The following is a 16,830-nucleotide window of genomic DNA, read 5'->3' as shown; positions in this document are numbered from 1 at the left end:
GGACGCGCTGTGGCAACAGCCCGACCGCGACGCCTGGCTGCGCGCCTCGCGCGGCCGCTACGAGGGCGGCGTGACCATGTCGCGCCATGGCTGCACCGAGGCCATGTTCGCCTGCCTGGCCGGCGGCGTGCTGGCCTGCTTCGGCGTGGGCTACGACGGCATCGACCTGGACGCGGCGCACCGCCACGGCGTGCAGGTCAGCACCACGCCCGACGTGCTGGACGACTGCGTCGCCGATCTGGCCTTCGGACTGGTGCTGGCCACGGCGCGGCGCATTCCCGGCGCCGACCGCCACGTGCAGGCGGGCCGCTGGCCCGACGGCCCCTACCCGCTGGCGACGCGCGTCAGCGGCAAGCGGCTGGGCATCGTCGGCCTGGGCCGTATCGGCCGCGCCATCGCGCGCCGCGCCGCCGGTTTCGACATGGCGCTGCGCTACCACGGCCGCGCGCCCAAGAAGGACGCTGGCATGCCGTTCGAGCCCGACCTGCCGGCGCTGGCGCGCTGGGCCGACTTCCTGGTGCTGTCCTGTCCGGGCGGCCCGGCCACGCGCCATCTGGTGTCGGAAGCGGTGCTGGACGCGCTGGGTCCGGACGGTTTCCTCATCAACGTGGCGCGCGGCAGCGTGGTGGACGAAGCCGCACTGACGCGCGCCATCGAGACGGACCGCATCGCCGGCGCCGGGCTGGACGTGTACGCCGACGAACCGCGCGTGCCGGCCGCGCTACTGGGCCGCGACAAGGTCGTGGTGCTGCCGCACGTGGCCGCCTCGACGCAGGAAACCCGCGCCGCCATGGAAAACCTGGTGCTGGACAACCTGGACGCCTTTTTCAGCCGGGGCGCGGTGCTGACCCCGCCCGCCTGAACCGCCGGAGACAACCGTCATGATCATCGAACACCGCACCTACACCCTGCCGCATGGCGGCATGGAAGCCTATCTGGCGCGCTACCGCGAGCTGGCGCTGCCGTTGCAGATGCGCCACCTGGGCCGCCTGCTGGGTTTCTTCGTCAGCGACATCGGCACGCTCAACCAGGTGCTGCACATCTGGGCCTACGACAGCATGGCCGACCGCGAAGCCCGCCGCGCGGCGCTGGAGGCCGATCCGGCCTGGCAGGAATTCAAGCGTGGCAATCGCGGGACCTTCGTGGCGCAGCAGGTGTCGATCTGGCGCGCGGCGTCGTTCAGTCCGCAACGGGTCTAGCCCGGCACGGCCATGTCCGATTCCACGCTCACCAACCCATTGCTGCGCACGCTGCGGCAAGGCGGCCTGGCCGCCTCGCTGATCGTGCGCCTGTTCGACGGCCCCGAGATCGGCCGTATCGCCGCGACCGCCGGCCTGGACGCGCTGTACGTCGACCTGGAGCATTCCTGCCTGTCGCTGCAATCCGCCAGCCGCATCTGCAACGCCGCCCGCGAGGCGGGCGTGACGCCGCTGGTCCGCGTGCCCGCCATCGACGCCGCCCTGATCGGCCGCGTGCTGGACGGCGGCGCGCTCGGCATCATCGCGCCGCAGGTCGAATCGGCCGCCGACGCGGCGCGGGCCGTGGCCTGCTGCCGCCATCCGCCGCGCGGCCGCCGTTCCTACGCCGGCGGGCAGGCGGCGCTGGGCTACCGCGACGTGCCGCAGGCCGAGGCCATGGCGACGCTGGACGCCAGCGTGCTGACGGCCGTCATGATCGAAAGCCGCAACGCGCTGGACGCGGTCGAGGCCATCGCCTCGGTGGACGGCCTGGACCTGCTGTTCATCGGCGCGCACGATCTGGCGGCCGACCTGGGCCTGGCCGGGCAATGGGGCCACCCGACGCTGCGGCTTGCGCTGGCCCGCATCCGCCAGGCCTGCCTGGATGCGGGCAAGGCGCTGGGCCTGGGCGGGCTGGCGGGCCAGCCCGCGCTGCTGCGTGAACTGGCCGCCGCGCCCCTGGGCTGCCTGGTCTCGACGGGCACGGACCTGGCCTGCCTGCTCGGCGCGGCCACGCAGCGCGCCGCCGCCGCGCACGCGCTGCGCGGCCCGGCCGGCGCAAGCCCCTAGCAGCAGTCACATAACAGCACGTCGTTGACCACGTTGCGCGGCCGCGCGCCCAGCCGGCCGAAGCCGAAGGCCGCCATCACATCGTGGCAGACCTCCATCGCCTGACTCTCGCAGGCGGCGTCTTCCACACCCGGACAAGTGACCAGCACGCGCCGCGCGCACATATGGTCCAGGAAGTCCGCCGACACCGCTCCCCCGACGACCGTCACCGAGCGCACGCTGGCCGGCAGCCCGTTCTGGCGCAGTCCGGCCAGCATGCATGAGCGGACGATCAGCGCCGCCGTGTCCGCCGGCAGGCGCTCGTCGGCGTCCAGGCAGTCCACGGCGAAGAAATCGTCCAGCCTGCGCACCGCGCCCGCCGCCAGCGGCAGCAGGCTGACGCAGCGGTGCCGGCTCAGGGACAGCCGCATCATGATGCGCGGATCCAGTCGGCGGCGCGCTCGGCCAGCATCAGCACGGGCGCGTTGATATTGCCCGAGGTCAGGTCGGGCATGACCGAGGCGTCGACGATGCGCAGGCCCGGCACGCCCAGGCAGCGCATGCGCCCGTCCACCACCGCCATCGGATCGCGCTCCGTGCCCATGCGGCAAGTGCCGCCCGGGTGGTGCACGGTGATCGCCGTGCGGCGGATGAATGCGTCCAGCGCCTGGTCGTCCTCGGCGCCCTGCCCCGGCGCCAGCTCGTCGAGCACGAAATCGCCCAGCGCCGGCTGACGCATCAGGTCGCGCGCGATGCGCACCGAATCGCGCACCCGCTCCCGGTCCTCCTGGCAGGCCAGGAAGTTCTGGTCGATGCGCGGCGCGGCCAGCGGATCCGCGCCCGCCACCGTGATGCGGCCCCGGCTGCGCGGATGCAGCAGCACCGTGCGCACGGCGAAGCCGTCCTGGAACGGCTGCCGCCAGGGCTTGAGCCAGGGCCGGGCCGTGAACGGCGCCGCCGTCAGCAGGAATTGCAGGTCGGGCGTGTCCATGCCGTCGGGCTGCACGAAGCCCACCACTCCGCCCGGCACGTCGCCGGCGAAACCCTCGCCGCCCAGGTAGGCGCGCACCATCGAGCGGCCGATGCGGTCCAGCCGCAGTTCGCGCACGAAGGGACCGGGCGCGCGCCGCCGCGCCGTCACGATGACCGAGATGTGGTCCTGCAGATTGGCGCCCACGCCGGGGCGGTCCAGCCGCACCGGCAGCCCGGCCTGCTCCAGCGTCCGCGCCGGCCCGATGCCCGAGTGCATCAGGATGGCCGGCGTGTTGATCGCGCCGGCGGCGAGGATGACCTCGCGCCGCGCCCGCGCCGTCTGCTGCCGGCCGCCGCGCACATAGCGCAGCCCGGTGGCGCGATCTCCGTCGAAATCCAGGCCCAGCACATGCGCGCCCGTCTCCACGCGCAGGTTGGACCGCCGCAGCGCCGGCCGCAGATAAGCGGTCGCGGCGCTGCAGCGCCGGCCCTGGCGGATCGACATCTGCAGGCGCGAGAAGCCGCCGGCGGGCCGCGCGTTGTAGTCCTCCAGCCAGGGATGGCCCGCCTGTCCGGCCGCCGCCGCGAAGGCGTCGAGCAGCGGATCCTGGTAGCGGCAGCGCTGCACGCGCAAGGGGCCGCCGCCGCCGCGCTCGGCGCCGGCGCCGTCCTCCCAGTCCTCCAGGCGGCGGAAATACGGCAGGGTGTCCTCGAAGCGCCATTCATCCAGCCCGTAGTCGCGCGCCCAGCGGGCGAAGTCGCCCGGATGGCCGCGCACGAAGGCCATGGCATTGGTGGACGAGCTGCCGCCCACCACCTTGCCGCGCGCGCACTCGATCGCGCGGCCATCGGCGTGCTCGGCCGGCTCGGCGTCGTAGCCCCAGTCGTGCAGCCGCTTCTGCAGGATCTTGCCCCAGCCCAGCGGCACATGGATCAGCGGATCGCGATCCCAGGGACCGGCTTCCAGCACCAGCACGCGGCAGTCCGCCTGCGCGCTCAGGCGGTTGGCCAGCACGCAGCCGGCCGAGCCGGCGCCGACGATGATGTAGTCGTACTCCGCGCTCATGTTCTCGCCACCTGCCTGAAGTTCACATGCACGTTCTTCTCCCGCGTGAAGGACAGCATCTCGCCGAAGCACTCGTCGCGGCCGATGCCCGACTGCCGCACGCCGCCATAGGGCGCGCCCAGGAAATGCTTGCCCACCTCGTTGATCCAGACGAAGCCGGCGTCGATCTCGCGCGCCAGCCGGTGCGCCCGCGACAGGTCCGCCGTCCAGATGGCCGCCGTCAGGCCCACGTCCAGGCCGCGGATCTGGTCCAGCATCGCCGCCTCGTCGTGCCAGGGCATCAGCGCCAGCACCGGCCCGAACAGTTCCTCGCGCGCCAGCGCCGAATCGGCGGGCACGTCGGCATACACGGTGGGTTCCAGATAATGGCCGCCCGCCGGCACGCCACGGGTCGGAATGGCGCCGCCATGCAGCAGCCGGCCGCCGCTGGCCTCGTCGATGACGCGCTTGACGCGGTCGCGATGCTCGGCGCTGATCATCGCGCCCATCGTGGTGGCCGGATCGGTCGGATCGCCGGGCACATAGGCGCCGCAGGCCTGGACCACGTGGCGGCAGACCTCGTCGTAGATGTCGCGGTGGACGAAGGCGCGGCTGGTCGAGCCGCAGGACTGGCCGCACCAGGTGAAGTTCATGCCGTCGACGATGGCGCGTGCCGCCTGCGCTGGGTCGACGTCGGCGCAGGCCACGAAGGGATTCTTGCCGCCCAGCTCCAGCGCCACCGGCTTGATGCGGCCGGCGGCCGCCTGCATGACCTTGCGGCCCGTGGCGATGCTGCCGACCAGCCCGATCATGTCCACGTCGGGACTCTCGGCCAGCGCGGCGCCGGCCTCGCCGCCGCCCGGCAGGATGGCCAGCACGCCCGGCGGCAGCAGGTCGCCGATCAGCTCGGCGCAGCGCAGCGCCGACAGCGGCGCCTGCGCCGGCGGCTTGATGATGACGGCGTTGCCCGCCGCCAGCGGCGCGGCCAGCTTGCCCATGGCGAACAGCAGCGGATGGTTGAACGCCACGATGCGCGCGACCACGCCCAGCGGCTCGCGCTCGGTGTAGTTCAGGGCGTCCGGCCCCATCGGTATGGTGTCGCCCTTCAGCTCCGTCACCAGCCCGGCGAAGAAGTCCAGCAGCGCGGCGGCCACCATGACGTCCGAGCCCATCTCGCTCACCGGATTGCCGCAGTCCAGCGCGTCCAGCAGGGCCAGTTGGGCGGCGTTGTCGCGCAGCCGCTGGGCAATGCGGCGCAGCACGGCCGCGCGCGCCAGCGGCGCCGTGCGGCGCCAGGTGGCATGGCCCTCCCGCGCGGCGCGCGCGGCCCGGGCCACGTCCTCGCGGCCGGCCTCGGCCACGCGCATCAGCAGCTCGCCGGTGCCCGGCGCGCGGACCTCCATCCAGCGGTCGGACCGCGGCGCGTGCCAGGCGCCGCCGTAGTACAGGCCGGCCTGGGTGGGCAAGGCCACCGGGCCGCTGGCCGTGTCGTGCGTCTTCGGATTCATGCCTGGGTTCCTCAGCGTTTGACCGGGCCGGCCTGTTGCAGGAAGCGGGTATCGAAGCCCTTGCTGTCATCGAAGCTGGCCGCCAGCGCGCCCTGCTCCTTGTACAGCGTGGCGGTGGCCTGCCACTGCGCCGGATCGATCCAGCCCAGCCCGTGCTCGCGGGTATGGGCGCTGAAGAAGGTGTAGTCCAGGTCGGCCTGCAGCTGCGCCACCAGCATCTCCTTCTTGCCCTTGTATTCCGGGTTGTTCCTGATCAGCGAGTCGGCCGCCGCGCCCGGATCCTGGATCACGTCGGCATAGCCCTTCATGTAGGCGGCCACGAAGCGGCGCACCAGGTCCGGCCGCTCGGCGATGGTCTTGTCGGCCGTGAACATGCCCGAGCCATAACTCTGGATGCCCAGGTCCGCGCCGTGCAGCACCGACAGCGAGCCGGGGCCGCCGGCCTTGTGCTCCAGCTCGGGCACTTCGGCGTCGATATAGCCCGGCACCGCGTTCACGCGGTTGAGCAGCAGGAAGTTCTCATAGGGCGGCGACACCGTGGACTGCTTGATGTCGTTGAGCGAGAGGCCGTTCTTGGCCAGCGCCGCCTTCAGGAAGATGTAGGTGGACCCCGCCGGGTGCACGCCGATATTGGCGCCCTTGAGCTGCTGCACGGACTTGAGGTCGAAGTTCTTCTTCACCGCGATGATGGCCAGCGGCGTCTTCTGGTTGACCGCCACCAGCGCCGTGTTGGCGATGCCCTGCGACCGACCCACCATCAGCGTGGGCAGGTCCGAGAAGCCGAAGTCGGCGTTGCCGTTGGCCACCAGCCGCAGCGCGTCGGTGGAGCCGGTGCCCTTGCGGATCGTGCCCGCGTCGATGCCCTGCTCGGCGAAATAGCCCTTGTCGCGCGCCACGAAGAACGGCGCATGGTTGCCGCGCACCACCCAGTCCAGCTGCACGGTGACGGCATCCTTGGTCTGGGCCTGGACCGCGCCGGCCAGGGCCAGCGCGCCCAGCAGGCCGCACAGCTTGCTACGCTTGATCATGATTTTCCCCTTGTTGGTTGTCGATGCTTCAGCGTGCCGCCCAGCCCAGGAACCGCAGCTCGGCCAGCTCGATCAGGTAATAGAAGAAGACGCCCAGGACGGATATCTGCACCAGCGCGGCGAACACCAGCGCCGTATCCATCTGGCTGGAGGCGAACTGGATCATGTAGCCCAGCCCGGCCGAGGCGCCGACGAATTCGCCGACGATCGCGCCGATCACGCTCAGGGTGATCGCGACCTTCATGCCCGCCATCAGGGCCGGCAGCGAGGACGGGATCTTCACGCGCGCCATGATCTGGCCCGGCGTCGCGCCGATGGACTGCAGCAGCGACATCAGGTTGGCGTCGGCCGAGCGCAGGCCCACCAACATGTTCAGCGTGACCGGAAAGAAGGCCATGATGACGATCAGGGCGATCTTGGGCAGCAGGTCATAGCCAAACCACAGGATCAGCAACGGCGCCAGTGCGATCTTCGGCACGTTCTGGAACAGCACGATGAGCGGATAGCTGGCGCGGCCGAACCAGGCGTATCGGTCCACCAGCAGCGCCAGCGCAATGCCCACCACGCAGGAACACAGAAAGCCGTAGAGGATTTCCGCGCCCGTGACCAGGCTGGCCTGGAACAGCTCGTCCTGGCGCTCGAACAGCACGGCGACGATGGCCGACGGCGCCGGCACCACGAAGGCCGACACCTGCAGCAACCGGACCGCCGCCTCCCACAGCGCCACGATCAGCAGCACCAGCGCGAGGCTGGGCAAGGCGGCGCGCCAGGCCTGGCGCAGCCGGCCGGACGCGGGCCGCGCGGGCGCGGCGGGTTCTTTCAAGGTCGTGCTCATGCTCATTTTCCGCTCCCCGGCGCATGCCCTGCCTTGAGCAGCTGCCGCAACTGGAAAGACTTCTGGTGGAACATCGGGCTGGAAAAGGTCGCCTCGTTCTTGGGCTGCGGCAGGCCGATATCCAGCTTCTGCACGATGCGCGCCGGATTGGTGGCCATGACGTAGACGCTGTCGGACAGGTAGACCGCCTCGTCGATGGAGTGCGTGACGAACACCACGGTCTTGCCGGTGCGCTGCCAGATCTCCAGCAGGAAATCGCTCATGTGCTCGCGCGTGATGGCGTCCAGCGCGCCGAAGGGCTCGTCCATCATCAACACCTCGGGATCCAGCGCCAGGGCGCGCGCGATGGATACGCGCTGGCGCATGCCGCCGGACAGCTGCGCCGGATACCGGTCGGCCGCGTACTCCAGGCCGACCAGGCGCAGCAGTTCCAGCGCGCGGTCGCGTTGCCGCTCGCGCGGCACCGCGTCCACCAGCGCCATCAGCGAACAGACGTTCTCCAGCGCGGTCTTCCAGGGCATCAGCGCCGCTTCCTGGAACACCATGCCCACGCGCCGCTGCCGCACCGCCTCGCCCGGCGGCACGCCCGCCACCGAGACCTCGCCGCCGGTCGGCGGCACCAGTCCGGCGAACACCTTCAGCAGCGTGCTCTTGCCGCAGCCCGAAGGGCCGATGATGGAGGTGAACGAGCCCTTCGCGATCTCGATGTCGATGTCGCTCAACACCCGCACGCAACCGGCGCGGGTGTCGAAATCCACGTTCAGGCCGCGGGCCCGTATCTGCGCCGCCAGGGGCGCCGCCTCCCGCGCCGGGCCGGGCCCGGCGGATGCATTCGCCTGCATGTCCATGGCCCGCCTCAACCCGCGGCCACGGCCGCCGCGAAAGCCGGCCGCTGCTCGATGCGCGCCATCCATTGCCGCAGATGCGCCAGCTCGGGCTTGGGATGGGGGAACTTCAGGCAGCGGCGCACCAGCGGCGCCAGGCAGATGTCGGCCAGGGAGAAGGCCTCGCCCGCGACCCAGGGCCGGCCCGCCAGGTGCCCGTCCAGCAGCGACAGCTCGGCGGACAGCAGCTTGGCGGCCGCCTCGCTCAGTTGCTCGGGCGGCAGCTTGGCTTCCTTGAAGCCGGCCAGGTAGGCCACGTTGAGCGAAGCCAGCGTCCAGTCCATCCAGCGCTCGACCTGGCTGCGCGCGGCGGGATCGCGCGGATACAGCGCATGGGCTTCCTGCTTGTTGGCCACATAGCGCAGGATGGTGTGCGATTCCCACACGTGCAGCTCGCCGTCGCGCAGGGTCGGCACTTTCTGCGTGGGGTTGATGGCCTGGTATTGCGGCGTGAGCGTGGTGCCCTCGAAGGTCTTGCCGTAATCGTGGCGCTTGTACGGCGTGCCCAGCTCTTCGAGCAGGAACAGCACTTTCTGCACATTGCCCGAGGTGGCGCGTCCCAGAACTTCCAGCATGATGATTCTCCCTTGATATATGGTTTGCGCGGCCGTTCAGGACCGCTGCGGCTTGTAGGCGATGCACTCGATCTCGATCTTGGTGTCGATGACCGCGCGGGCCTCCACGGTCGTGCGCGCGAGCATCCCGTCCGGGAAGTACTCCTTGAACACGCCGTTGTAGCGGCCGAAATCGCGCGCGTCCTCCAGGTAGACGGTGGCCTTGACCACGTCGGCCAGGTCGCAGTCGGCCGCCCGCAGCGCCCGCCGCATCGCTTCGATGGTGGCGCGCGTCAGCTGTTCGATGGTGCCTTCCAGCATGACGCCGTTCTCGTCCTTGGCCACCTGGCCCGATACGAAGACATAGTCGCCCGCCCGCACCGCCGGATGGAACGGCAGGTTGGGGTTCTTGTTGCCAAAGGCTTGTTGCAGATAGGTCATGGTCAGGTCCCGTAGACAGAGCTTTCGATGATGTCCAGGCCGCGCTGCCGGTCCAGCAGGTAGAGCAGCCCGCGGTCGTCGGTGGTGACGTCGTTGGACGACGCGCGTTCGCAGCCGGCCGGCGGGTCGGGCTCGTAGCAGCCCACTTCGCGCGGCCGGAACGGATCGCTGATGTCCAGCAGCCGCAGGCCGCGCGCGAACCAGGCGAAGGGCAGCACATTGCCGCTGAACTTCTCGGCCGGCTGGTGACAGCCGGACATGGCTTCTTGGGGCTGGCCGTCAGGGTCCACGCCGTCGACCTGGAAGGTGGAGATCGGCATGGGCTGGCGCTCGTCCGTGATGTCGAAGAACCAGGTGAAGGCCGGCGGCGACGGCCGCAGCTTGGCCACGTCCTCGTCTGCCACCACCAGGATCTGGCGGCCCTTGAGCAACCCCGGTATGGGCAGCGCCGTGTGCGTGGGATGCGGATGGGCCGGCCCGGTGTTGAACTGCGACACCAGGCGCGGGCGCGCCATGTCCTCGATGTCCAGGATGAACATGCCGTGATGCCAGTACGACACGTACAGGCGGTTGCCCATGCGCAGCGGATGGTGGCAGCGCGGCGGCACGTAGTTGTCCCAGGGATAGGTTTCGCCGCCGGCCTCGTGCTGGCCGGGAATCCACCAGCGCCCCACTTCCTCGGGCTTCGCCGGATCGCGCAGGTCCAGGATCTTGACGATGTTGCCGATGTAGCCCGGCGCCGTCGGCGAGATATAGGCGTAGCGGCCGTCGAAGTCGTAGCGGTGCACGCCGCCGCCCTGGGTGCCGGTCTTCCAGTGCGTGATCAGGCGCGGACGGTCCGGCCGGCTGACGTCGTAGATGCCCAGCCCGCCGCCGAAATCGTCGGCGCCGCTGCGGAACTTCTCATAGTTGACGATCATCAGGCCGTCGCGCACGCGCACCTTGTGCGAATGCCAGCCGATGGGCACTTCCAGCGACGCCAGCAGGCGCGGGCGGCGCGGGTCTTCGACGTCGTAGATCGAGGTGCCATAGGGCGGACGCATGTGCGAGACATACATCGTCGCGCCCTCCACCCAGACCTGTCCGCCGCCCTCGCAATCGACGTGGGCGAGCAGCGAGGTGTTCCATTGTTTAGCCAAGGCCGGGCTCCCTCAGACCAGCTCGACCAGATCGCCGCCGGCCGTGCGTCCCCACTGGTGGAACAGGCCCATGGCGCGCAGCGCCGGCTCGTCGCTGGCGATGAACAGGATCAGCGGCTCGGTGGCGTCGTTGCGGTACTGCACCCAGTTCTCGCTGGGCACGGCGACCGTGTCGAACGGTTCGAGCGCATGCCGCTGTTCGCCCACCGTCATGCTGCCCTGGCCGCTGAACGGCGACACCAGCAGGTTGGCGGTCTGCTTGAGCGGCAGCGTGGTCTCGCCCGGCCGCACCATCTGCATGAAGAAGGTCATGGTCCGGTAGACCGGGCCGCCCCGCAGCGGATGCGTGTATTCGATCGACACGCCCTCGTGCGGCGATTCGTCCCAGTCGCGAAAGCGATACAGCAGCTCGCGCATGGCTTCGTAGCGGTACACGAACATGGGCGAGGAATCGCCGCCGCCGCGCCGGTGGTCGAGAAAGCGCGGCGTCAGTCCGCCGGCGCCGTAGACCATGCGCGAATACTCGGTCTGGAAGCGCGCGCTCTGCTTGCGCACGACCTCACCATTTTCCTGGTAGTCGTGCTGGAACGACAGGGCGTTCAGGTTCTCGACCAGCGGATAGTCCAGCACCGACAGGTTGATGGCCGGCTCGCCGCCCAGGTTGCCATGGTTGTGCCAGGTGTCGCGCGGCGTCAGCACCATGTCGCCGGGCAGGAAGGTGATGTCCTCGCCCTCCACGCCGGTGAAGTTCTGCCGGCCCGTCAGGCCGAAGCGCACGGCGCTGGCCGTGTGCGCGTGCGGCGGCATGAGTTCGTTGGGATCGTTCTGGCGATAGGCGGTGTACAGCGTGGACACCGTCGCGCGGCGCGGCGCCAGGCCCGGGTTGATGAGGATCAGCGAGCGGCGGTCGGTGTTCTCGGTGGAGATCAGGCGCGCCGACTGGGCCAGCAGGGGCTGGATGTCGTCGCGGTACGACCAGCGGTGCGGCACCGGCTTGGGGCCGTTGGTCAGCTGGCTGATGTCGTCGTGCGCGCTGTCTCCGCGCGCCCAGAACGGAAACATGTGCCTCCGTTCGATCTGCTCATACATGGACAGCAATTCCGCCGCGCGCGCATCGCCGGCGACCTCGGTCGCGTGCATACACATTCCCCTTTGAATGGTTATCAGGATTCAGCGGAACAAAATCTAATAACAACCAATGGTTGTGTAAACGCGATTCTGGTTTTTTTATGGAAAACCCCTAAACGCGATTTTCCGACCCTTATTTTTTCGACTTTTACCCATGCAAATCAGGCATTTGCGAATTAACAACCGAATAACCACCAATTAACAACCATTCAGGGTTTTCGATATTGCTGGGCGCATATTCCGCCCATAAGATGTACGCAAAAAAACCGGAGGCGGGAAACTCATGGCACGCACAAGGCAACCCGAAGTTTCGAATGACGTCACGCGCCTGATCACGCAGATCCGCGCCATGATCGGCAAGGGAGAGGAGCTGCCGCCCGAGCGCCTGCTGGCCGATCAGCTGAAGGTGAAGCGGCATCGCCTGCGGCTGGCGCTGGAGACGATGCGCGACGCCGCCGAACTGCCCCGCCCCATCATCCGCCGCAACGACAGTCCGGTGCTCAAGAGCGACGTGGTGGTCCAGGGCACCAATGCGCTGGAGGTCATCGAGCTGCGCATCGTGCTGGAGCCGGCCATCGCGCGCCTGGCGGCGGTGCGCGCCTCGCCGGTGCAGATCGCCAAGATCCTGGAAGCCGCCACCACGCCGCAAGGCGTGACGCGCACCATCGGCGATATCGCCTTCCACAAGCTGCTGGCCGACAGCTCCGGCAACCAGCTCGCGGCCAGCCTGTATGCCTTCCTGCGCCGCGTCGGCTCCGACCACAGGCTGCACGTGCCCACGGCCAGCGCGATCACGAGCGAGCGCATCCAGCAGCGCGACCAGGAACACCGCGCCATCGCCGAAGCCATCGCCGCGCGCTCGCCGGACGCCGCCGAACAGGCGATGCGCCAGCACTTGCGACGGGTGCAGCGCGAGATCGCCGATCGCTTGAATCCGCTGGAGACGGCCTGAGTTCGTGGCCCGACGTTGCTACGCCTGCCGCGCCATCAATTCCACGACCCAGTCGATGAAGGCGCGCAGCTTGGCGCTGACGTGGCGATTGGGCGGATAGGCCAGGTACATCGGCATCGTTTCCATGTCCCAGTCCTCGAACAGCCGCGCCAGCTCGCCGCTGGCCAGATGCGGCCGCGCCATGTAGTCGGGCAGCCACAAGATGCCCAGCCCCGCCAGGCCGGCCTGCAGATAGGCGTTGCCGTCGTCCACCGCCAGCGCGTAGCGTCCGTGCACGCGCAGGCGTTCGTCGCCGCGCTGCATGGCATAGGGCAGCGCCCGCCCCAGCCGCGCCCACAGATAGCCCACGATGCGATGGTGCGAGTCTTCCAGCTCGCCCGGATGCCGTGGCACGCCCGCCATCGCCAGATAGCCCGGCGACGCATACACGCCCAGCCGCAGGTCCGCCACGCGGCGCGCGCGCAGCGACTGGTCCTGCAGCTCGCCGCCGCGGATCACGCAGTCCACGTTCTCGCCGATGAGGTCCACCTTGCGGTCGCTCACGCCCAGGTCCAGCTGGATCTCGGGATGGCGCGCATGGAATGCCGGCAAGGCCGGCACCAGCACCATGCGCGCGAAGGGGCTGGGCACATCCACGCGCAGCCGGCCCCGGGGCGAGGCCGAGGCGTCGGACAGGCTGGTCTCGGCATCGTCCATGTCGGCCAGCAGGCGCAGCACGCGTTCGTAATAGGCCGCGCCGTCGGCCGTGACATTGACCTGGCGAGTCGTGCGGTTGAGCAGCCTGACGCGCAGCCGCGCTTCCAGCTGCTGCACCAGCTGCGTCACGCTGGTGCGGCTGATGCGCAGCGTCTCGGCCGCCTTGGTGAAACTGCCCGTCTCCACCACCCGCGCGAACGCCTGCATTGCGTCGAATCGGTCCATGTGTGTCTCCTGCCCTACACCAGATTGTTTGCATTCTACAAACAGTGCTGGACAGGCTTGCCCGTTTATCGGCGGCGCGGCGTCTCCTACAGTGCGGCATCGGTTCACACACATCCAGGCCAGCCGGCCTGTACACGGAGATCAGGCATGACCCAACGCGACGTCGTCTTTCCCCCCGGGCGCCAGGCGCTTTATGAGCGCAACCGCTATTCCCCGGCGGTCAGGGCCAACGGTTTCCTGTTCGTCTCGGGCCAGGTCGGCAGCCGCGAGGACGGCTCGCCCGAGCCGGACCTGGACGAACAGGTGCGGCTGGCATTCCGCAACCTCAACGCCGTGCTGGCCGCCGCCGGCTGCAGCTTCGACGACGTGGTCGACGTGACCGTGTTCATCGTCGATCCCGCATCGAAGTTCGAACGGATCTGGCGCATCGTTCCCGAGTTCTGGGGGCAGGCGCCGTATCCCACGCTGACCGGCGTGGGCGTTACCTGGCTGTATGGGTTCGACTTTGAACTCAAGGTGATCGCCAGGCTGCCGGACGGCGCGGCGGCCTAGGGCCAGTCAATGCAACAACGCGCGGGATTCGGGATGCGCGTTTGCGCCTGGGCAACTGCCGTCGCTCACGGCAGTCCCCGCTTCGCCTTCCGGGTTTCGACCCAGGAAATCAGGAAGCCCGCCTCGCCGAACGCGTTGTTGGCGTCCGTCAGATCCTCGGCGCCGACGTCCAGCCGGTACAGCGCATCGCCGACCTCGGCCAGCCCGTCCTGGCCCATGCGCTGAGCGATGAACGCCCGCAGCGTGGTACCGCCGACGATGTGATCCAGCTGGACATCCGACAGATAGTTCACCGGATAGATCATCCGGGGCAGGCCTATCCGTTCGTTGCGCAGGAGATAGCCCGAGAAATTGCCCTTCTCGTTCCTGTATAGGGACGAGGCCAGGACGTAGCCAACGCCCTTCAGCGCATTGTCCGTCCAGCACTGGAAGCCATAGCCTGGGCGGATCGCGGCCGCGAACGCATCGATCAGCGTGGCGGCATGCGCGTCGACGCAGGCCTGCGGCAAATGCAGGCTGATGCAGGCCGTGCCGCCATGTTCCTTGCTGTTGACGTACATCGCGTGCATGGAGGCGGAACGCAGGTCCGTCTCGCTGGACAGGTTGAAGGAGCGGATCTCTGCGGCCTGCACGCCGTGTTCCAGCGACTTCAAGTCGATCGCCTTCGACTTGAAGTCACCGGGGTGATCGCCCTTGCCCGGCGGCAGCGTATACAGGTAGTCGAAATGGCGGGACGCGAGGCCGAGCGCGCTTTCCAGCGCCATCAGCCTGTCGAGGATGTCGCGGGCGTCGGCGGCCTGGTAGTCATAGAAGTAGCAATTCAGATGCATGCGGCGCGCCTAGAAATAGCCATAGGGATACAGGTCGAACAGCGTGGGCGATATGGCGTTGAGCGCCTGCCGGAATTCCTCCCGGCACGCCGCGTCGTCGAACAGCGCCTCATCGACATCCAGCCTCCGTTCGTACTGCTTGATCACCCTGGCCAGCTCGATCCACTGGTCCAGATCCAGCCCCATGCCGACCAGCAGGCCCTCCGCGATATCGCCATGGTTGTGGTCGAACCAATGGACCAGCCCATCGCGCCCGAGCAACCAGCCGTCGCCCTGGCCGGACTGGCCGATCTTCCAGAAGCGGCCTTGCAGGAAGGAATGGTCCGCGCGCAGATCGCGGTTGTCCCGGCTGGCCTCGGCCAGGTCGTACAGCACGAGATCGGGCGCGAGTTCCGCCGGCGCATGGCGCGCCAACGCTGTGGCGTAGGCCGGACTGGCGAATCCCAGGACGCGCGCGATGTCCGTGGCGGGCACGGCCGCGCCGGGAGGCTTGGAGGCGGTCATTTGAAGCTGTCGTACTCGCGGTAGTGATTCACCTGGGCGATGAATTCTGCCGGGTCCTCGCCATTCAACCGGCTAGCGATGTATTGCACATCCCCGGCCAGCATCCAGCCGCGCAGGTTCAAGCCCTGGACGGCTAGCGGCATTTCCAGGTCTTCGTCGTCCAGGTAGATCTCGTCATCGTCCAGTGCCTCCAGATACGTTTCCGGAATGGAATAGAACACGGCCCGCTCCGGCGTCGCGCGCCAGGCATCCAGGTTCACGTAGAGCCACTCCCTGGCTTCCAGCGCGGGGATGGCCCGCAGCAGCTCGGCCAGCGTCTTGAACACCTGCATATCAATCTCCCGTCGGCACGCGATTCAATCGAAAATCCTCATGGCGGGAGAACAATAGCCGGAAACGAAGTCCATCAGGTCATGCAGGTAGTCTTCATGCTCCGGCGCCGCCACGGCCATGGACGCCAGCTCCGCGTACATGCGGTCCCGCGTCCAGCCCGCCGCGCGGTGGCGAAGCAGCATTTCCCTGGCGGGCGCGCAGGCCATGCCGGTGCTTGCCGCGTTCAGTATGTCTTGCCGGAACGGGCCGGCCTCTGGGGTGCTACGCATGCTCTATGGGCCGGGTCGGAGCCGGATCGGTTCAAGCGGATGATGAATCGGCGCGCGTGGTCGCCATCCGGCGCGCCGTGGCCTCGTCTACCCGCGCCCGCAGCGCGCGCAACAGCTCGTCGTGCTGCGCGTAGTCGCGGCCATAAGCCAGGTTGAAACCGTAATCGAAATCGGGCGGATTGTCGCCCTGGTTGTGTTGCAGGATGGTTTCCATCTTGTCCAGCGCCTTCACCGCGCGGGCCTCCGGCGTGGCGGCGGCCTCGTACTCGTCCCACAGCGCCAGCAGCCGCTCGCGCGCCGCCGGATCCAGGCTGCCGGCCAATTGCAGCAGGTCGCGGCGCTCGCGTTCGCTCTTGTCCGGATGCGCGTCGCGCGCGATCGCCGGCACGTCGCCGCCCAGCGCTTCGCCAAGGTCGTGGACCACGCACAATTGCAGCACGCGCAGCGGATCCAGGCCCGCCAATCCATCCTGGAACAGCATCGCCATCAGGCACAGGCGCCAGCTGTGCTCGGCCGTGCTCTCCTGGCGCGCGCCGGACGTGCGGCCGCTGCGCAGCACATCCTTGAGCCGTTCGGCCCGGCGGATGAACTCCAGCCGGCCTTCGAGTGTTGCGGCATCCATGCTTCATGACTCCTTGCGTGTCGGCCGCGCGCCGGGTTCGAATCGCGCGCGCCGGATCGCCATCTTGAGGCGCGGCCGGGCGCGCGTCCACGCATAAAAAATGCTCGGCGCGATGCGCCCGCGCGTGCCACGCCACCACTGCGCATGGCACGCCCTTGCGCCAGATCGGATAGACTTCAGCGTCCTGATTCCTTGCCACACGCATTCTCTCCATGACGCCAGGCCCGCTCACGGATCGCTGAGCCGCAACGACACCCAACCCCAGTCGTTGCGGCTCAGCGATCCGTGAGCGGGCCTGGCGTCATGG

21 protein-coding genes are annotated in these 16,830 nt (G+C 68.8%); 5 read left to right on the top strand and 16 right to left on the bottom strand.

The annotated features are described in order from the left end of the window. From KDH83_RS22270 to KDH83_RS22260, 3 genes are all read left to right on the top strand, one after another. The coding region (locus KDH83_RS22270; RefSeq protein ID WP_212319916.1) for a 2-hydroxyacid dehydrogenase at positions 1–862 on the top strand (862 nt) is incomplete at its 5' end. A 19-nt stretch (positions 863–881) separates the two neighbouring features. Beyond that, complete coding sequence (locus KDH83_RS22265; protein WP_212319914.1) at positions 882–1,199, top strand: NIPSNAP family protein; 318 nt, start codon at positions 882–884, stop codon at positions 1,197–1,199. A gap of 12 nt (positions 1,200–1,211) precedes the next feature. Further along, positions 1,212–2,027, top strand: a complete 816-nt coding sequence (locus KDH83_RS22260; RefSeq protein ID WP_212319912.1) for an aldolase/citrate lyase family protein — start codon at positions 1,212–1,214, stop codon at positions 2,025–2,027. Here KDH83_RS22260 and KDH83_RS22255 read toward each other — a convergent pair. Genes KDH83_RS22255 through KDH83_RS22210 form a run of 10 tightly spaced genes read right to left on the bottom strand, consistent with a single transcriptional unit; the run spans position 2,024 to position 11,552 of the window. Continuing rightward, the gene (locus KDH83_RS22255; protein ID WP_212319910.1) at positions 2,024–2,440 is read right to left on the bottom strand and encodes a hypothetical protein; all 417 of its coding nucleotides are present in this window, start codon (positions 2,438–2,440) and stop codon (positions 2,024–2,026) included. The two genes, KDH83_RS22260 and KDH83_RS22255, sit on opposite strands and share 4 nt — an antisense overlap. Next, positions 2,437–4,044, bottom strand: a complete 1,608-nt coding sequence (locus KDH83_RS22250) for a GMC family oxidoreductase N-terminal domain-containing protein (RefSeq protein ID WP_212319908.1) — start codon at positions 4,042–4,044, stop codon at positions 2,437–2,439. The genes KDH83_RS22255 and KDH83_RS22250 overlap by 4 nt, the downstream gene beginning before the upstream one ends. Then, positions 4,041–5,531, bottom strand: a complete 1,491-nt coding sequence (locus KDH83_RS22245; protein WP_212319906.1) for an aldehyde dehydrogenase family protein — start codon at positions 5,529–5,531, stop codon at positions 4,041–4,043. The genes KDH83_RS22250 and KDH83_RS22245 overlap by 4 nt, the downstream gene beginning before the upstream one ends. 11 nt (positions 5,532–5,542) lie before the next feature. Continuing rightward, positions 5,543–6,559, bottom strand: coding sequence for an ABC transporter substrate-binding protein (locus KDH83_RS22240; RefSeq protein WP_212319904.1), 1,017 nt, complete (start codon positions 6,557–6,559; stop codon positions 5,543–5,545). A gap of 28 nt (positions 6,560–6,587) precedes the next feature. Next, the gene (locus KDH83_RS22235) at positions 6,588–7,394 is read right to left on the bottom strand and encodes an ABC transporter permease (RefSeq protein WP_249205277.1); all 807 of its coding nucleotides are present in this window, start codon (positions 7,392–7,394) and stop codon (positions 6,588–6,590) included. 2 nt (positions 7,395–7,396) lie between these two features. Then, on the bottom strand, positions 7,397–8,242 hold the full coding sequence (locus KDH83_RS22230; RefSeq protein ID WP_249205276.1) for an ABC transporter ATP-binding protein: 846 nt from the start codon (positions 8,240–8,242) through the stop codon (positions 7,397–7,399). Positions 8,243–8,250: 8 nt separating this feature from the next. After that, on the bottom strand, positions 8,251–8,853 hold the full coding sequence (locus KDH83_RS22225; protein WP_103274811.1) for a glutathione S-transferase family protein: 603 nt from the start codon (positions 8,851–8,853) through the stop codon (positions 8,251–8,253). 36 nt (positions 8,854–8,889) lie between these two features. After that, a complete protein-coding gene (locus tag KDH83_RS22220) occupies positions 8,890–9,273 on the bottom strand; it encodes a RidA family protein (RefSeq protein WP_103274812.1) in 384 nt (127 codons plus the stop codon). Between the two features lie 2 nt (positions 9,274–9,275). Next, positions 9,276–10,412 carry a hypothetical protein gene (locus tag KDH83_RS22215; RefSeq protein ID WP_103274813.1) on the bottom strand — a complete coding sequence of 379 codons (1,137 nt, stop codon included), beginning with the start codon at positions 10,410–10,412 and terminating at the stop codon, positions 9,276–9,278. A gap of 12 nt (positions 10,413–10,424) precedes the next feature. Continuing rightward, positions 10,425–11,552, bottom strand: a complete 1,128-nt coding sequence (locus KDH83_RS22210; protein WP_103274814.1) for a cupin domain-containing protein — start codon at positions 11,550–11,552, stop codon at positions 10,425–10,427. Positions 11,553–11,823: 271 nt separating this feature from the next. On the opposite strand from KDH83_RS22210, the gene KDH83_RS22205 reads away from it, so the two are divergent. Further along, positions 11,824–12,492: an FCD domain-containing protein gene (locus KDH83_RS22205; protein ID WP_212319900.1), complete on the top strand. Its 669-nt coding sequence runs from the start codon at positions 11,824–11,826 to the stop codon at positions 12,490–12,492. Positions 12,493–12,510: 18 nt separating this feature from the next. On the opposite strand, the gene KDH83_RS22200 is transcribed toward KDH83_RS22205, so the two are convergent. Then, positions 12,511–13,413, bottom strand: coding sequence for a LysR family transcriptional regulator (locus KDH83_RS22200; RefSeq protein WP_212319898.1), 903 nt, complete (start codon positions 13,411–13,413; stop codon positions 12,511–12,513). A 147-nt stretch (positions 13,414–13,560) separates the two neighbouring features. On the opposite strand from KDH83_RS22200, the gene KDH83_RS22195 reads away from it, so the two are divergent. Further along, the gene (locus tag KDH83_RS22195) at positions 13,561–13,965 is read left to right on the top strand and encodes a RidA family protein (RefSeq protein ID WP_212319896.1); all 405 of its coding nucleotides are present in this window, start codon (positions 13,561–13,563) and stop codon (positions 13,963–13,965) included. Positions 13,966–14,030: 65 nt separating this feature from the next. Here KDH83_RS22195 and KDH83_RS22190 read toward each other — a convergent pair whose 3' ends face one another. The 5 genes from KDH83_RS22190 to KDH83_RS22170 are packed head-to-tail and all read right to left on the bottom strand — an operon-like array spanning position 14,031 to position 16,523. Beyond that, complete coding sequence (locus KDH83_RS22190) at positions 14,031–14,795, bottom strand: hypothetical protein (protein WP_212319894.1); 765 nt, start codon at positions 14,793–14,795, stop codon at positions 14,031–14,033. 9 nt (positions 14,796–14,804) lie between these two features. Then, positions 14,805–15,299, bottom strand: a complete 495-nt coding sequence (locus tag KDH83_RS22185) for a hypothetical protein (protein WP_212319892.1) — start codon at positions 15,297–15,299, stop codon at positions 14,805–14,807. Continuing rightward, positions 15,296–15,631, bottom strand: a complete 336-nt coding sequence (locus tag KDH83_RS22180) for a hypothetical protein (RefSeq protein ID WP_212319889.1) — start codon at positions 15,629–15,631, stop codon at positions 15,296–15,298. The genes KDH83_RS22185 and KDH83_RS22180 overlap by 4 nt, the downstream gene beginning before the upstream one ends. Positions 15,632–15,655: 24 nt before the next feature. Continuing rightward, a complete protein-coding gene (locus KDH83_RS22175; protein WP_212319887.1) occupies positions 15,656–15,901 on the bottom strand; it encodes a hypothetical protein in 246 nt (81 codons plus the stop codon). Positions 15,902–15,932: 31 nt separating this feature from the next. Continuing rightward, positions 15,933–16,523, bottom strand: coding sequence for an HD domain-containing protein (locus KDH83_RS22170; protein ID WP_212319885.1), 591 nt, complete (start codon positions 16,521–16,523; stop codon positions 15,933–15,935). Between the last annotated feature and the right edge of the window lie 307 nt (positions 16,524–16,830).

Source organism: Achromobacter sp. Marseille-Q0513 (assembly GCF_018195695.1).
In the GTDB taxonomy this organism is placed as follows: domain Bacteria; phylum Pseudomonadota; class Gammaproteobacteria; order Burkholderiales; family Burkholderiaceae_B; genus Achromobacter.
Note: the sequence above shows the minus strand (reverse complement) of the source record. Positions and strands in the feature narration are given on the sequence as shown.

Coding starts and splice junctions, on each gene's coding strand:
- KDH83_RS22265 (WP_212319914.1), top strand. CDS start 882: ATGATCATCGAACACCGCACCTACACCCTGCCGCATGGCGGCATGGAA.
- KDH83_RS22260 (WP_212319912.1), top strand. CDS start 1,212: ATGTCCGATTCCACGCTCACCAACCCATTGCTGCGCACGCTGCGGCAA.
- KDH83_RS22255 (WP_212319910.1), bottom strand. CDS start 2,440: ATGATGCGGCTGTCCCTGAGCCGGCACCGCTGCGTCAGCCTGCTGCCG.
- KDH83_RS22250 (WP_212319908.1), bottom strand. CDS start 4,044: ATGAGCGCGGAGTACGACTACATCATCGTCGGCGCCGGCTCGGCCGGC.
- KDH83_RS22245 (WP_212319906.1), bottom strand. CDS start 5,531: ATGAATCCGAAGACGCACGACACGGCCAGCGGCCCGGTGGCCTTGCCC.
- KDH83_RS22240 (WP_212319904.1), bottom strand. CDS start 6,559: ATGATCAAGCGTAGCAAGCTGTGCGGCCTGCTGGGCGCGCTGGCCCTG.
- KDH83_RS22235 (WP_249205277.1), bottom strand. CDS start 7,394: ATGAGCACGACCTTGAAAGAACCCGCCGCGCCCGCGCGGCCCGCGTCC.
- KDH83_RS22230 (WP_249205276.1), bottom strand. CDS start 8,242: ATGGACATGCAGGCGAATGCATCCGCCGGGCCCGGCCCGGCGCGGGAG.
- KDH83_RS22225 (WP_103274811.1), bottom strand. CDS start 8,853: ATGCTGGAAGTTCTGGGACGCGCCACCTCGGGCAATGTGCAGAAAGTG.
- KDH83_RS22220 (WP_103274812.1), bottom strand. CDS start 9,273: ATGACCTATCTGCAACAAGCCTTTGGCAACAAGAACCCCAACCTGCCG.
- KDH83_RS22210 (WP_103274814.1), bottom strand. CDS start 11,552: ATGCACGCGACCGAGGTCGCCGGCGATGCGCGCGCGGCGGAATTGCTG.
- KDH83_RS22205 (WP_212319900.1), top strand. CDS start 11,824: ATGGCACGCACAAGGCAACCCGAAGTTTCGAATGACGTCACGCGCCTG.
- KDH83_RS22200 (WP_212319898.1), bottom strand. CDS start 13,413: ATGGACCGATTCGACGCAATGCAGGCGTTCGCGCGGGTGGTGGAGACG.
- KDH83_RS22195 (WP_212319896.1), top strand. CDS start 13,561: ATGACCCAACGCGACGTCGTCTTTCCCCCCGGGCGCCAGGCGCTTTAT.
- KDH83_RS22190 (WP_212319894.1), bottom strand. CDS start 14,795: ATGCATCTGAATTGCTACTTCTATGACTACCAGGCCGCCGACGCCCGC.
- KDH83_RS22185 (WP_212319892.1), bottom strand. CDS start 15,299: ATGACCGCCTCCAAGCCTCCCGGCGCGGCCGTGCCCGCCACGGACATC.
- KDH83_RS22180 (WP_212319889.1), bottom strand. CDS start 15,631: ATGCAGGTGTTCAAGACGCTGGCCGAGCTGCTGCGGGCCATCCCCGCG.
- KDH83_RS22175 (WP_212319887.1), bottom strand. CDS start 15,901: ATGCGTAGCACCCCAGAGGCCGGCCCGTTCCGGCAAGACATACTGAAC.
- KDH83_RS22170 (WP_212319885.1), bottom strand. CDS start 16,523: ATGGATGCCGCAACACTCGAAGGCCGGCTGGAGTTCATCCGCCGGGCC.